The 14,719-nt window shown below is 66.6% G+C and carries 13 protein-coding genes; 5 read left to right on the top strand and 8 right to left on the bottom strand.

The window, feature by feature from the left end; all coding sequences use genetic code 11:
- The 3 genes from AB1A62_RS11455 to AB1A62_RS11465 all read left to right on the top strand — a co-directional run.
- Positions 1 to 1,032: pyruvate dehydrogenase complex E1 component subunit beta (locus AB1A62_RS11455; protein WP_366661615.1), on the top strand; the 1,032-nt coding region annotated here is incomplete at its 5' end.
- An 8-nt stretch (positions 1,033 to 1,040) separates the two neighbouring features.
- Positions 1,041 to 1,301, top strand: coding sequence for a hypothetical protein (locus AB1A62_RS11460; RefSeq protein WP_174144760.1), 261 nt, complete (start codon positions 1,041 to 1,043; stop codon positions 1,299 to 1,301).
- 1 nt (position 1,302) lies between these two features.
- The gene (locus AB1A62_RS11465; RefSeq protein WP_366661616.1) at positions 1,303 to 2,622 is read left to right on the top strand and encodes a pyruvate dehydrogenase complex dihydrolipoamide acetyltransferase; all 1,320 of its coding nucleotides are present in this window, start codon (positions 1,303 to 1,305) and stop codon (positions 2,620 to 2,622) included.
- A gap of 112 nt (positions 2,623 to 2,734) precedes the next feature.
- Here AB1A62_RS11465 and AB1A62_RS11470 read toward each other — a convergent pair whose 3' ends face one another.
- Both AB1A62_RS11470 and cysK read right to left on the bottom strand, forming a co-directional pair.
- Positions 2,735 to 3,574: a DUF2189 domain-containing protein gene (locus tag AB1A62_RS11470; protein WP_366661617.1), complete on the bottom strand. Its 840-nt coding sequence runs from the start codon at positions 3,572 to 3,574 to the stop codon at positions 2,735 to 2,737.
- 280 nt (positions 3,575 to 3,854) lie between these two features.
- Entirely contained in the window at positions 3,855 to 4,919 is a 1,065-nt protein-coding gene (cysK, locus tag AB1A62_RS11475) for a cysteine synthase A (protein WP_366661618.1), read from the bottom strand.
- Between the two features lie 346 nt (positions 4,920 to 5,265).
- Between cysK and AB1A62_RS11480 the strand changes: the two genes are divergently transcribed.
- Entirely contained in the window at positions 5,266 to 7,002 is a 1,737-nt protein-coding gene (locus AB1A62_RS11480) for a methyl-accepting chemotaxis protein (protein ID WP_366661619.1), read from the top strand.
- Between the two features lie 105 nt (positions 7,003 to 7,107).
- On the opposite strand, the gene cysE is transcribed toward AB1A62_RS11480, so the two are convergent.
- A complete protein-coding gene (gene cysE, locus AB1A62_RS11485) occupies positions 7,108 to 7,920 on the bottom strand; it encodes a serine O-acetyltransferase (RefSeq protein WP_366661620.1) in 813 nt (270 codons plus the stop codon).
- Between the two features lie 84 nt (positions 7,921 to 8,004).
- Between cysE and AB1A62_RS11490 the strand changes: the two genes are divergently transcribed.
- Entirely contained in the window at positions 8,005 to 8,343 is a 339-nt protein-coding gene (locus tag AB1A62_RS11490; RefSeq protein WP_366661621.1) for a TraR/DksA C4-type zinc finger protein, read from the top strand.
- A gap of 72 nt (positions 8,344 to 8,415) precedes the next feature.
- On the opposite strand, the gene AB1A62_RS11495 is transcribed toward AB1A62_RS11490, so the two are convergent.
- Genes AB1A62_RS11495 through AB1A62_RS11515 form a run of 5 tightly spaced genes read right to left on the bottom strand, consistent with a single transcriptional unit; the run spans position 8,416 to position 14,708 of the window.
- Positions 8,416 to 8,724 (bottom strand): hypothetical protein, encoded by a 309-nt coding sequence (locus AB1A62_RS11495; protein ID WP_366661622.1) that lies wholly within the window; start codon positions 8,722 to 8,724, stop codon positions 8,416 to 8,418.
- Positions 8,721 to 12,635: a glycoside hydrolase/phage tail family protein gene (locus AB1A62_RS11500; RefSeq protein ID WP_366661623.1), complete on the bottom strand. Its 3,915-nt coding sequence runs from the start codon at positions 12,633 to 12,635 to the stop codon at positions 8,721 to 8,723. The genes AB1A62_RS11495 and AB1A62_RS11500 overlap by 4 nt, the downstream gene beginning before the upstream one ends.
- Positions 12,635 to 13,195 (bottom strand): peptidase, encoded by a 561-nt coding sequence (locus AB1A62_RS11505; protein WP_366661624.1) that lies wholly within the window; start codon positions 13,193 to 13,195, stop codon positions 12,635 to 12,637. Before AB1A62_RS11505 ends, AB1A62_RS11500 begins: the two co-directional genes overlap by 1 nt.
- Entirely contained in the window at positions 13,192 to 14,079 is an 888-nt protein-coding gene (locus tag AB1A62_RS11510; RefSeq protein ID WP_366661625.1) for a DUF2163 domain-containing protein, read from the bottom strand. Before AB1A62_RS11510 ends, AB1A62_RS11505 begins: the two co-directional genes overlap by 4 nt.
- Positions 14,076 to 14,708, bottom strand: a complete 633-nt coding sequence (locus tag AB1A62_RS11515) for a DUF2460 domain-containing protein (protein ID WP_366661626.1) — start codon at positions 14,706 to 14,708, stop codon at positions 14,076 to 14,078. Before AB1A62_RS11515 ends, AB1A62_RS11510 begins: the two co-directional genes overlap by 4 nt.
- Positions 14,709 to 14,719 lie beyond the last annotated feature (11 nt).

A 14,719-nucleotide genomic window follows, 5' to 3' on the forward strand; every position in this document is an offset into this window, starting at 1 on the left:
GCCCCCGCCCCCTCCCGCGTGCTGGAACCGGATTACCCGGAAGGCACCGAGATGGTGCAGACCACCGTCCGCGAAGCGCTCCGCGACGCCATGGCCGAGGAAATGCGCCGCGACGAGGACGTGTTCCTGATGGGCGAGGAAGTCGCCGAGTACCAGGGCGCCTACAAGGTCTCGCAGGGTTTGCTGGACGAATTCGGCTCCAAGCGGGTGATCGACACCCCGATCACCGAACACGGCTTTGCCGGCATCGCCACCGGCGCCGCCTTCGGCGGCCTGCGCCCGATTGTCGAGTTCATGACCTTCAACTTCGCCATGCAGGCGATTGACCACATCATCAACTCGGCAGCCAAGACTCTCTATATGTCCGGCGGCCAGATGGGCGCCCCGATGGTGTTCCGCGGCCCCAACGGCGCCGCCGCCCGCGTTGCCGCCCAGCACTCGCAGGACTACGCCGCCTGGTACATGCAGATCCCGGGCCTGAAAGTGGCGATGCCCTACTCCGCCGCCGACGCCAAGGGTCTGATGAAAACCGCGATCCGCGACAACAACCCGGTGATCTTCCTGGAGAACGAAATCCTCTACGGCCGCGCCTTCGACGTGCCGAAGCTGGACGATTTCACCATTCCCTTCGGCAAGGCCCGAATCTGGCGCGAAGGCTCTGACGTCACCATCGTCTCCTTCGGGATCGGCATGCAATACGCGCTGGAAGCGGCGGACAAGCTGGCCCAAGACGGCATAGCGGCTGAGGTCATCGACCTGCGGACGCTCCGGCCCATGGACCTGCCAACGGTGATCGAGTCGGTCAAGAAGACCAACCGCCTGGTCACCGTCGAGGAAGGCTGGCCGCAGGGCTCCGTCGGCAGCTACATCGCTTCTGAGGTGATGCAGCAGGCGTTCGACTACCTGGACGCGCCGGTTGTTACCTGCACCGGCAAGGACGTTCCGATGCCCTATGCCGCAAACCTGGAGCGCCACGCGCTGATCACCACGGATGAGGTGGTCGAGGCGGTGAAGCAAGTCACCTACCGCTAAGGACGAAGATGGAGATCAGGGGCCGCGATCCCGAAACCGAATGCTACCGCGTCACGCTGACCGTCGACGGGCGCACAGTCACTGCACTGGTTCCCGAACGGCTGGCAGCGGACACTCGGCTGATCGGCGCGCGGCCCTCCCATCAGGAAGCCTACGTCTGGATGGCGGAGAAGAAAGACAAGATCGAAGCCGCGATTACCCAACTGGCCCGCGGCACCCGGCGCCCCAGGGCGCCCTATGACCAAATTGTTCTGATTGAGGAGCGCTGACATGCCCACCGAAATCCTGATGCCCGCGCTTTCTCCCACCATGGAGGAAGGCACCCTTGCCAAATGGCTGGTCAAGGAGGGCGACACCGTCTCCTCCGGCGACCTGATCGCCGAGATCGAAACCGACAAGGCCACCATGGAATTTGAAGCCGTGGACGAAGGCGTGGTCGGCAAGATCCTGATCGCCGAAGGCTCCGAGGGCGTGAAGGTCAACACCCCCATCGCGGTGCTGCTGGAAGACGGCGAAAGCGCCGATGACATCGGCACGGCTGCCGCACCCGCCGCGGCTCCGTCTTCGGAAGCGGCTGCGGAGGAGCGCCCGCGCAGCCCGATCATCGATGTTGATAGTGATTACCGCACTGCGCCTGCTGCCCCCGCCGCAACCGACGGCAGCCGGATTTTTGCCTCCCCGCTGGCGCGCCGCATCGCCGCCGACAAGGGCTTGGACCTGAGCGCAATCAAGGGCTCCGGCCCCAAGGGCCGCATCGTCAAAGCCGACGTCGTGGACGCCAAACCGCAGGCCGCAGCCGCAGCACCGGCCTCCGCTCCGGCAGCCGCCGCAGCAGCACCCGCCGCCGCAGCCCCGTCCGGCCCCTCCGCCGATATGGTGGCCCGCATGTACGAAGGCCGCGACTACGAAGAGGTCTCGCTCGACGGCATGCGCAAGACCATCGCTGCCCGCCTCAGCGAAGCCAAACAGACCATCCCGCATTTCTACCTGCGCCGCGACATCCAGCTGGATGCGCTGCTGAAATTCCGGGGCGAGCTGAACAAGCAGCTCGAGGGCCGCGGCGTGAAGCTCTCGGTCAACGACTTCATCATCAAGGCAGTGGCGCTGGCGCTGCAGGCGGTTCCGGATGCCAACGCCGTCTGGGCCGGCGACCGGGTGCTCAAGATGAAAGCTTCCGACGTGGCCGTGGCTGTCGCCATCGAGGGCGGCCTCTTCACCCCCGTCCTGCAGGACAGCGACACTAAATCGCTCTCGGCGCTGTCGGCAGAGATGAAGGACCTGGCCTCCCGCGCCCGCGAGCGCAAGCTGGCACCGCATGAATACCAGGGCGGCAGCTTCGCGATCTCCAACCTCGGCATGTTTGGCATCGACAACTTCGACGCCATCGTGAACCCGCCGCACGCGGGCATCCTGGCGGTCGGCTCCGGCGTCAAGAAGCCGGTTGTGGGTTCGGACGGCGAACTGAAGGTCGCCACCGTGATGAGCGTCACCATGTCGGTCGACCACCGCGTCATCGACGGCGCCCTCGGCGCGGACCTGCTGAAGGCGATCGTCGACAACCTGGAAAACCCGATGGTGATGCTGGCCTGATAGGCCACCGCCAATGGAAAACGCCAAAGCCCCGGCCTCAGCGCCGGGGCTTTTAATTTGTGATGAAGCCGCCCGCCTCAGGGGCCCGCTTCACATCCAGGACGGTCCCGGCTCAAGACTCTGGCTTCAAAGACCCCTCCTCCGCCGGCGGCACCGCCCGCCGGTACAGATGCCAGGTGGTGTGGCCAAGGACCGGCAGCGTGACGATCAGGCCCAGAAACGCCGGCACCAGCGACACCAGCATGGCGGCCGAGATGATCGCCGCCCAGCCCAGCATGACCACCGGATTTTCCGCAACCGCGCGGATCGACGTCAGCATGGCCGTCACGAAATTGGTTTCCCGGTCCAGAAGCATGGGCATCGCAACAACGGTCACTGTGAACAAGACCGCCGACAGAAACGCGCCGGCACAGGTGCCAACCGCAAGAAAGGTCCAGCCCTGCGGGGTAAAGAACAGGACGTTCAAAAACCCGTCGAAATCCGAGAAAGACGCATCCTGCAGGATGATCGCCAGCCAAAGCCGGACCTGATACATCCACACCCAGAAGATGAACAGGGTGACAAAGGCCATCCACCCCATTTCGCGGTTGCGCTGTCTGGCCATGACGGTGAGGATTTCAGACCAGCCGAAGTTTTCTCCCGCTTGCATCCGGCGGGACATCTCATAAAGCCCGGCAGCGGCAAAAGGCGCCACCAGCGGAAAGCCCACAGCGGCGGGTATGATCATCCAAATCTTGCCCAGCCAGACCAGGCACCAAACAAACAGAATGCCGAAAACCGCATAGAACAGGCCGAAGAAGCCGCTCATGACGGGGCGCGCCAGAAAATCGGAAAACCCGTCCTTCAGCGACGCGCTAATATCGCCCGCAGTCAATGTATTGACCTCAAGAACGCTCCGCGGCCGCGGCTTCAGCTTGTCCGGTGACGGAGACCCTTCAGTATTGGATGTCATGGCACACTCCTTCCAAAGCATGACCCTGTACTGGCCGCCGTGCAAACGGACCAGGCAATGAAAAAGACATCCCTCCTGTGCATGGAAGTGTGCATCAGCCCGGGCACAAGGGCAAGGGGCGCATAGCGCAGCAACGCGAACACACCGGCAGACGCCCACCTGCAGGCGCCCAATAGTTCCGAACCAAAAAAAGGGAGCGCACCCGCTCCCCTTCATCTTTCCAAAAATACTCATCTGCGCCACAGCCGCCGCCAGCACCCCGCCAGCGGCAGCGCGCCGCTCAGTACTGATAGCCGGGGGTCGAGGCCGACAGCGCCTGCTCCGCCTCATCCATTTCTGCAGGAATATCCTCAAACAGCGGTGTCGACAGATACCGCTCACCGGTATCCGGCAGCACTGCCAGCAGCACCGAGCCTTCCGGCGCGCTCTCCGCCACCTTCATCGCCGCCGCCAGGCTGCCGCCGCTGGAAATGCCCGCCAGGATGCCTTCCTCCGCCGCAAGCCGCCTGGACCACTTGATGCTCTCGTCACCGCTCACCGGCTCCAGCGCATCGAAATAGCCCTTGTCCAGCGCCTCCTGCAGCACCAGCGGGATGAAATCCGGGGTCCAGCCCTGGATCGGGTGCGGGTTGAACGCCGGATGGGTCGCCGCGGGCTCGCCCTCGCCGTTACGCTCCTGACCCTCCCCCGATTGCACCAGCGCCGCGTTGGACGGCTCGCTGAGGGTGATCTTCAGATCAGGCCGCGCGCCTTTCAGAACCCGCCCGAGACCCGACACCGTGCCGCCGGTGCCATAGCCCAGCACCACGTGATCCAGACGCTCACCGTCGAAATCGCCCAGGATTTCCCGCGCGGTGGTGCTCTCATGGATGTCGGCGTTGTCCTTGGTCTCGAACTGATGCGCCAGGAACCAGCCGTTCTGCTCCGCCAGCTCCTTGGCCTTCACCACCATGCCGACTGCCTTGTCCTCCTTGCGGGTCAGCACCACCTTGGCGCCCAGCATCCGCATCAGCCGCCGCCGCTCGACCGAGAATCCGTCGTGCATGGTAATGACCAGCGGATAACCCTTGGCGGCGCAAACCATCGCCAGGCCGATGCCGGTGTTGCCGCTGGTTGCCTCCACCACGGTCTGACCCGGCTTCAGCCGGCCTTCGCGCTCCGCCGCCTCGATGATGTTCAGCGCCAGCCGGTCCTTGACCGACCCGGCCGGATTGAACGCCTCGAACTTCACATACATCGTGACGTGGTCCGGCGCGATTGTGTTCAGCCGGATCGCGGGCGTGTTGCCCACCGTCTCCAGGATCGAGCCAAACAGACGCCCGCGGCCTTCGGTTGTGTAAATCATGCTGTGTCCCCAAGTTACAAACTGACTGAATTCTTCGAATTTGCCTTAACATATGCGCCGTGCGGCGCCGTCAATCAAGCCAGCCTGGCTCCCTTCCGCCAGGCGCAAGGACTGCCGTCAGCCGCCCGCTGCCTGTCCCGGAACCCCAGCCGCCACAGCCGCGGGCGGGCCGGACGGATGGGCCGCAAAGCGCCGCAGGACGGGAGGAAATTCTTTGGCCCGCACCGCCCGATGTAACGCCTGCATGAAGTTTTCATGACAATCCGCCGCCCGCAGGTCGCGGTTTACCCCGCGTTTATTTCTGCGCCCCTACTGCAACCATAACGATTACTGCGGACAAAGAATAATGGCCCTGCCCGATCTCTCCTCCCGCCGCCGCCGCTTCCGCTCGCTCAACCTGCGGATTGCGCTGCTTGTCACCCTCTTTTCCCTGCTCACCGCGCTGCCGCTGGCCTACCTGGCCGGACAGCGCCTGCAATCCCAGGCGCTGGACGCGCTGCGGGTGCTGGAGCAGGAACTCACCGCCATCACCGCCAGGGAAATCGAACAGCCGATGAAGCTCGGTTTCTCCGGCACCGTCGAAAAGCGCATCCAGCATGTGATCGAACGCGCCGGTGCCAGCTTTGCCTACGCCAAGGCGGTGAAATCCGACGGCGTGGTGATGGCCGAGGCCGGCATCCTGCCCCCGGACCGCCTCACGGCGCTGGACGAAACCGCGCTGCAGGTCATGGAAACAGCTGAGCCCTGGCAGTCAGCGGACGGCTACACGCTGGTCACCCCGGTGCTGTCGATAAAGGGAAAGCTGCGCGGCGCCCTGATCATGTCCTGGAACCCGGCCCCGGCACTGGCCGCCGTCAACGCGGGGTTGCGCCGCGACGCCGCCCTCGGCGCGCTGATCCTGGCAGTTTCGATGATCACCTGCCTGATGATCCTGAAACGCCTGCTGGGCCGCCCGATGCAGGAACTGGCCGCGGCGCTGGAACGGATCACCGGCGGCGATTACGGCACCTCGCTGCAGGCCGCCGCCCGCCAGGATGAGCTCGGCCGCATCGCCCGCCGCATCGCCATGCTGCAGGACACCCTGGCAGAGGGCCGCACCGCCGCTGAAGCCCGCGAGGCGGACCGGAAGGACCAGGCCAAGGCGGTTGAGCAGTTGCGCGCGGGCCTGGGCGCCCTGGCCCGCAGGGATCTCTCCTACCGCATGGACGACCCGCTGGCCGAAACCTATGAACCGCTGCGCCGCGACTTCAACTCCGCGCTGTCCAGCATCGCCGGGCTGCTGGCGCAGGTGCTGGGCACTGCTTCCGCGGTGCTCGCGCGCAGCGAGCGGATCGAGGCCGGATCGGCCGGCCTCTCGCGCCGCATCACAAGCCAGTCGCAGGAACTGGAAGCCCTGTCCCGGGCGCTCAGCACCCTGACCGGCTCGCTCGCCCGCGCCGCGGACGGCGTCCGCGAGGTGAACGGGCTGGCTTCCGGCGCGGTGCAGGAGGCCGGCGCCAGCGGCAGCGTGGTCAAAAACGCCGTCGCCGCGATGACCGGCATCGAGCAAAGCGCGGTGCAGATCGAAACCATCACCGGGGTGATCGACGACATCGCCTTCCAGACCAACCTGCTGGCGCTGAATGCCGGGGTGGAGGCCGCCCGCGCCGACGAGGCGGGCAAGGGCTTTGCCGTGGTCGCCAGCGAGGTCCGCGCCCTGGCGCAGCGCAGCTCGCACGCGGCAACAGAAATCAAGGAGCTGATCAGCAGCGCCGCCCGCCACATCCAGAAAGGCGTGTCCGAGGTCAACAACACCGGCGCGGTGCTGACCGGAATCATCGCTCGCATGGACGAGATTTCTGCCCGCGTCAGCACCTCAGCCGAGGGGTTCACCCGCGACTCGCAGGACCTGCAGGGGCTGTCGCGCAGCCTCAGCGCGCTGGGGGCAACAACGCAAGAAAACACCGGCATTGTTGCAGCAACGGTCCGGTCCGTCGGCGATTTGCGCGGCGATGCGGATCAGCTCAGCACCCTGGCTGCCGCCTTCCAGCTGCCCGGAACCGGCGCGGACACGCCGCCCCAGGCCCCGCCGCGCGCCGCCTGAGGCACCGGGAAAACAGCAAACGGGCAGGCATCAAAAAAGGGGGCGCGGCCGCCCCCTTCTTCTTTGCAAAAATACTCAAGGTTCCAAGGCCCGCGGCCCGGGCCCTCATTCCGATCCGTTCGGGAACCGCTGGTCCATGCTGACCGAGGGCTGATCGCAGCCCGCCTCGCCGACAATCCTGGCCGGCACGCCGGCCACGGTCTTGCACGGCGGCACCTCTGCCAGCACCACCGACCCGGCGGCAATCCGGCTGCACTGGCCGACCTTGATATTGCCCAGCACCTTGGCGCCGGCGCCGATCAGCACCCCGTCGCCGATCTTCGGATGCCGGTCCTCTTCCTCCTTGCCGGTGCCGCCCAGGGTCACCGAATGCAGCATCGACACATTGTCGCCCACCACCGCGGTTTCGCCGATCACGATGGAATGGGCATGGTCGATCATGATCCCCTTGCCGATCACCGCCGCCGGATGGATATCGACGCCGAAGATCTCGGAAATCCGCATCTGGAAGAAATACGCCAGGTCCCAGTCGCCCTGCTGCCATAGCCAATGGCCGATCCTATAGGCCTGCACCGCCTGATACCCCTTGAAGTACAGGATCGGCTGCAGCAGCCGGTGGCAGGCCGGGTCGCGCTCAAAGACCGCCATCAGGTCGGCGCGCGAGGCCTCGACAATGCCGGGATCGGCGGCATAGGCCGCATCGACGATCTCCCGCAGGATGGTCATCGACATCTCGTTCGAGCACAGCTTGGCCGAAATCCGGTAGGACAGCGCCTTTTCCAGCGACTTGTGGTGCAGGATACAGGCATGGATCAGCCCGCCCATCAGCGGCTGCGAGTCGACAGCCTCTTGTGCTTCCTTGGTAATCCGGTCCCAGACGGGATCCAGAGAGGCGACGGCTTGCTGCGTTTTGAACATGGCGATGCATCCTTTCTCCGCTCAAGATAGCCATCTAAGGTCTTTTTCGGCAAACGCAAACCCGTGATGGGGTACATTTTCGTTATGAATGACTCGGACCTGGCGCGCCTCAAGGCGCAAATCACCGCCCGGCTGGCAGAGCTTGCGGCAGAGGACGCCCGCGGCGCGGACGCCCAGGGCGTGGTGGAGCTGGACCAGCAGATGGTCGGCCGCCTGTCACGCATGGACGCCCTGCAGATGCAGGCGATGGCCAAGGCCCAGGCCGCCCGCCGCCAGCTGGAAACCCAGCGCCTGCAGGCTGCGCTGGCCCGCGTGGCGGACGGCGAATACGGCTATTGCGAGGACTGCGGCGAGGACATCGCCCTTAAGCGGCTGGAGCTGGACCCGGCGGCGCTCAAATGCATCAGCTGTGCTTCGGGCTGATACCGGACCCTGCCCGGAATCAAGCCGCAGGCGCCACACCCAACTGCTGGACGGGCAGGTTCCCGGCACGGTTCAGCGGGCGGGGGAAGCTGCGTCCGCCTCAAGCACCGCCGCCAGTTCCCGCAGCACCAGCCGGGTACAGCTGAGATAAGCGGGATCATCCAGAAACGGCTCCTCTGCCAGGCCGTGCCGCCGGGCAGCCGCGCTCAAGCTTCCATCGCCCCAGTGCGGATGCAGATGGCCGTACAGCCCGCAATGTGCTGCCGCCTCAGCCGCGCCGCCGAAGATCCTGCGGCACAGGCGCAACCGGTCGCCCTCCGGCACCGCCAGCAAGGCCCGCGCCACCGCCGAGACATCGCCGGGCAGCACCGGGCGGATCATCCGAGCGGAACCCGTGCCGCAGGCCCGGCGCCGAAACGGGCCGAGCGCTGCGCCACTTCCAGCACGTCCCCCGCCTGCACAGCGTCCGCCGCCTGGGCGGCCGCCGGGTAGCTCCAGGACGGCATTGCAGAGGTCTCCTCCCGCAGCACCGCGGGGCCGCGCATCACCCGGATGCGGTAGGATTCAAACTCCTCGCCCAGCGGCACCTCGTCCAGCTCCCAGCTGTCGCCATCGATCCGGGTGCGCCGCACCCAGCCGACTGTGATGTCCGCGCCCAAAGCCCCCTCCAGCCGCAGATGCGCCGGCGCATAAGGGCGCAGGCCAATGCCCTCGAACGCCTCCTGCTGGTGCACGTAGGAGGGATCCTCCAGCGCCCGACGGGCCGGGCCGATCCGGTAATGCCGCAGGCGTCGGCGCTGTTCCGGCGCCAGGTCCATCTGCACCGGGGTGCCGTCCAGCAGCACCATGTAAGAGCCCGCAGGCCAGACATCCGGCATCAGCGCATCACTGCCCTGCTGGCCGCGCAGGCGGCCCCGCAGCAGGTAGGTCTGCGGCGCAATCAGCTCCGCCTCTCGGAACTGGAACAGCTCCCAGTTGCCGGCTGAGCCGTCGCCGATGGCGGCCGCATTGGCCCCGTTCAGCACCGCCTCCACCGTGCGGCTCTCCAGGGAACCGGAGATCAGCTTCACCTGCAGATCCGTGCCCAGGTCCCAGCGCCCGGCCCCGGCGGCAAACAGCGGCGTTTCCGTGACCCCGACCACCTGCCGCGCCGCAACCACCTGTTCCAGCACGTAATTCTCATCCGCTTCGGAGCCGTAAACCGCCACGCTCCCCGGCCAGGACGCCGCCGTCAGCGCCAGATGCGGCGCGTGCGGCACCTCATCGCCGCGCATCAAGGGCAGGTCCATGAACAACGGCAGCACCGGCCCCGGCGCGGCAAAGGCGTTGACCCCCGGCAGTTCCTCCGCCACCGCGGCCAGGTCATAGGTGCCGGGTTCGATCCTGACGGCCTCCAGCATCTGCGCCTCACCCTGTTCCACCCGGTCGATGCGGTAAAGCTGATCCTTGCCCTCCACCGGCAGGGAGACCACGTCCCCGGCCCCAAGATGCAGCAGCGAGGGCGGCAACATGAACCGGACTGTGTCGCGGGAAATCCGCGCCTCCGCCAGCCAGCGGCTGACGGTCTGGCGCGCCTCGGCGCGGGTCAACGCCAGCGGCAGCTCGTTCTGGCTGACGGAATGGGTTGCTTCGTCCGGCAGAACCGCCTCCACCGAGGCCGCAGCATGGTCGCCGCCCCATTCTGTGAACCGCAGCCGCACCCGTCCCGCAAGCTCCGCCTCGCTGGCGCGGGACAGCTCCAGGCTGCCGTCCATCTCTTCGCTGTCGGCCAGATGCTCCAGCTGCAGCGCCTCGGCCCCGGTTCCCTTGCGCATCTGGAACCTCAGCACCCCGTCGCGCTCCACCGCGTCAAACCCGTACCGCAGCATCAGCGGCTGCAGCACCGCGCGCGCATCCGCGACATCCGGGTTCACAAACCCATGCACCACGCCATAGAACCCCGTGACATCAATGTCATACAGCCCCGCGCGGTGGCAGAGTTCCTCCACCACAGAGGCCAGCGTGCGCTGCCCGGCACGCCCGTTCAGCCAATGGCCGCGCAGGTAGTTTTCGCCGTCGTTCCAGATCTCGACCCGTGCCGGAAACGCCGGAAACGGCCGTGCGTCCCAGGCCCAGACATAGGCATTGGACATATCCAGCATCGGCCCGCCGTATTCCTCCGACACCGGGTTATTGGCGGTCTCTCGCCAATAACCCAGGAAGGCGCGCAGATAGGCGATCTGCATCAGATCGTCCCGCAAACCGTTGGAATAACGCGGCAGTTTCGATTCAGAGCTTTTTGGATCCAGGAACTTGTTGGGCTGATTTGTGCCCTTGTCGATCGCCGCGCAACCCAGTTCGGTGAACCACACGGGCTTCGATTGCGGCACCCAGTCCGACGGAACCACCTGCCTGACCCCGCCGATGCGTTCGTGATGCTCCTGCATCCACCAGCTGCGGATATCCTTGTAGCGCCACACCCAGGCTTCATCATGCGCGCCGTCGGTGATAGGCGTCCGGATCTGCGCCTCCCGCGCCTCAGGGGAATGGTAATACCAGTCAAACCCCTCGCCGCCCTCGACATTGCCGCTGAGGTAGCCGAGGTCATAGATCGACGGCACACCGGCCCGCGCATCCAGATGGTCGTCGCCCTCGCGCCAATCGGACAGCGGCATGTAGTTGTCGATGCCGATGAAGTCGATGTTTTCATCCGCCCACAGCGGGTCCAGGTGGAAATAGCGGTCACCCTCCGGCGACTGATACCCCCAGTATTCCGACCAGTCGGCGGCATAGCCGATCTTGGTCTCCGCCCCCAGCAGGCTGCGCACCTCTGCCGCCAGCGCCCGCAGGGCGGCCACCGCCGGGAATCCGCCGGCGCCGCGGATCTGGGTCAGGGCGCGCATCTCGGAACTGATGCAGAAGGCCTCCACCCCGCCCGCTGCGGCGCACAGCGCCGCATTGTGCAGGATGAACCGGGAAAGGCTCCATTCCTGCGGGCCACTATAGGTAACGGAGCCGTCGCCGACGGCGAAATCCGCCGCAGTGACGGTGCCGAAGAAAGCCGCCACCTCCGCGTCTGCTGCCGCGGTCCCATCCGGCGATCCCGGCTGGCCCGGCGCCACCGACAAGGTGATCCGTCCGCGCCAGGGCAGATGCGGCTGGCTGGCGCCGCCGGTCCAGGGATCGGGCAGCGCGTTGCCTTCGGCCTGCTCCATCAGGATGAACGGGTAGAACATCACCCGCAGGCCCCGTCCCTGCATTTCGCGGATCGCTTGGATCACCGAGGCATCCGCCGGGGTGCCGCCATAAAGCGGCTCGCCGTCCGCCTTCAGCACTTCTTCCGCCGCCGCGCGGGTCACGCCGCTGACTGTCCAGGCCATGTTCCCCTCGGCGTCTTTATGCTCCACCTTGGGCTTCAGGGCGCAGTCGCCGCAGCGCAGATCATCTCCGAACCAGGACACAATCAGCGAGGCCGCGCCGCAGGCCGGCAGCTCCGCCTCCAGCGCGTTCAGCGAGGTCTTGAGGTCGCTCAGGCCGCTGGGCGTATGCTCATTCGCTGCCTTGGCATCGCCGGGCCCGCCGGAGTACTGGACCACATCCGCGGCAAGGGAGTATTCGCCGGTGCCGGGCATCAGCGCCACCCCCTGCACCAGCTGGCCCAGGTCCTGCGCATAGGTGCTGCTGGCCGGCTGTTCCGGGCGCAGCACATCAAAGGAGAACTGCGGCACCCGGTTGCCGAACTGCCCCAGCTCCAGGTTCTCCATCACCACATAGGCGGTGCCGCGGTAGGCGGGCACCTGCCCCGGCCCTTCGATCGCCTCCATCACCGGGTCCGGAAGCTGATCCGTGGTGCCGCGGTAAACGGTCATGTTCAGATCCTTCGGCGCCACTTCCTCGCCATCGGCCCAAACGCGCGAGACGCTGGCGATCTCGCCCTCGCACAGCGCCACCGCCACCGACACCGAATAGCTGTAGCTGGTCACCTGCGGCTGGCTTGGCCGCCCCTTGCCGCCGCCGCCGCTGGTCGAGGCGGTTTCCAGAAAGCGCGAGGACCAGATCACCTGCCCGCCCAGCCGCATCCGGCCATAGACCTGTGCCACCGGCGCGCCCTCGCTGGCCTGGGTCAGGCGGAAGCGGTCGACCTTGCCGGTCTCCACCGGATCGGCGCCGGAACCGACAAGCCGTTCGTCGACCAGCCGCCCCAGGGTGGCGCCCACCGCGCGGCCGATCACCGCCGAGGACAGTCCTGCCACGGTGCCGCCAATCGTGCCGCCAACCGCCGCGCCGGCAGCAGAGAGAAGTATGGTTGCCATCAGATCAGCTCCTTCGGGAAATGAAACCGCGCCACGAGGCGGCGCTGCCAGGGCGGGCTCAGCGGGCTTTCGACAACCCCGTGGCCGGCGTAGGCGTGGATGAAGGACGGTTTACTGCTGCAAAGTTCCGCCCGGCCGACAGGCCGTCCAGCGCCCGTCCGCCCCCCGTCATGCCGGAGGCGTGCTTCCAGCACGACGCGGGCGCTTCGCACCCTCCCCGCCGGGCCGGGCGCTGCCCTCATTTCTATTACGGACTGCACTCCCAGGTGCTTGGCCACCGACCCTTCGCGCATCCGGAACAGGATCACATCGCCGGGGGCGGCTTCACCCAGCGGCTTCGCCACCAGATGCCGCGCCGCGGCCTGCCACAGCGCCTCGGCGCCCTGCGGCTCGGACCAGTCCATCGTATAGGCGGGTGGCAGCTCCGGCTCCGCGCCCAACAGCTCGCGCCACAGGCCCCGGATCAGGCCCAGGCAATCACAGCCCGCGCCCTTGCAGGACGCCTGGTGCACATAGGGCGTGCCGATCCAGCCCCGCGCGGCCTCGACCACCCGGCTCATCTGCGGCTGCCCCCGGTGTTTATGCCGGACTGCCGCGGCACCGCCATGATCCAATCCTCCCCCGGAATGTCGGGGAATCCCTGGAAATTCAGAAGGTTGTTGAACTTCAGGCGGCAGGTTTCCATGCGCTTGTCGCAGCCGGCCTCAAGCCGCACCAAATCGCCCCGCTGCACTTCAGCGCGGACCGGTTCCCACAACGTGATCCTGCGCCCGTCCGCGCCGCTCTGATCCGCCTTGATGGCCGCCCATAGCCCCCCGGCGCTGCCGCTCAGCACCGTGAGACGGCCGCCGGCGAACCAGCCCGGTTCAAACCCCGGCAAGGCGTCCCAACGGAACTCTTCGCTGCGGTCAATCTCAACCGCCTCCAGTTCTGTGGCATACCCGGGCGTCTCCAGATCGAACCGGCAGGCCCCGTCGCCCAGCACCGCGGTGCAGGGCGTCTGATAGATCCGCCCAAGCGGCTGATTCAGCGCTTCGGTCAGCCCGCGCAGCTCTGCCTCAAAGGCGCCGCCCGCGCGGCGGATTTCGCCGATCGAGCCGCGGAACTGCAGCCAGCGCATGGTAACATCCTGCCAGTTGACCAGCCAGCAGCGCACCTCGGCGCCGTCAAAGCGGCCCGCCTCGATGTCTGCCTCGCGCACGGCCGCGTCGCTCAGCACCCCCAGCGCTTCGGTGTTGTCGACCGACAGGCCGGTGGCCTGGCTCACCGCCCGCGCGGTGAGGCCGCTACCGGGCTGGAAAGCCACGCCATCGAACGACAGCACGCAGTCATGATCGGTAAACCCCAGCACGGCGCCATCGCGGCGGGTCAGCGCCCAGCACCGGCAAACCGTGGTGATACCGGACTGAAGATGTTCGTGCAACTCATTGGAAAAACTGTTCATACCCGCACCTCCACCACTGGCACGGCGGGCGCCTCGCCAGCCTGGAAGGAGGCCACGCTGGTCTGGATGCTGGCGGTATCAAAGCGTACGGGCACATCGAATTCGAAGCCCGCGTTGATGCTCAGGCCGTGCTCCGGCGGATGCGCCAAGGTGATCAGGCCGGTGGCGGTGTCGAGCTCATAATCGACGCCTTCGCGCAGCTCGTCCTGTTCGATACCGACCCGCACGGTTCCCGCCACCGGCTTGGCAATCGGGCGCTGGTAGGTGAATGCGCCGGAGCGGTAGGTCTTGGCCAGCTGGAAGGACACGGTGCTGCCGTCACCCGTCGCGATCACCTGATCGTCAAACGCCACCCCGGCGCTGGGCCGGGCGGATTTGTAGTCGCTCCAATCCTTCCAGCGGAAGCCATAGAGCTGCCCCTGCCGGGCCTCGAAAAAGGCAATGAGCACCTCGATATCCTCCAGCGCGCGCAGGCCAAGCCCCGCGTCATAGCGGCGGCGGGAGTGCGCCCAGGGGGTGTTCCGCTCCTCGAACCCGTTGGCCAGCGTCACCACATCGGTGCGCCTCTCAGGCCCGCCGACGGAGCCGAAGCTGAGCGAAGCGGGAAATCGGACTTCGTGGAAATTCATCAGGTTACCCT

It is taken from the genome of Leisingera sp. JC11, assembly GCF_040704725.1.
Lineage (GTDB): Bacteria > Pseudomonadota > Alphaproteobacteria > Rhodobacterales > Rhodobacteraceae > Leisingera.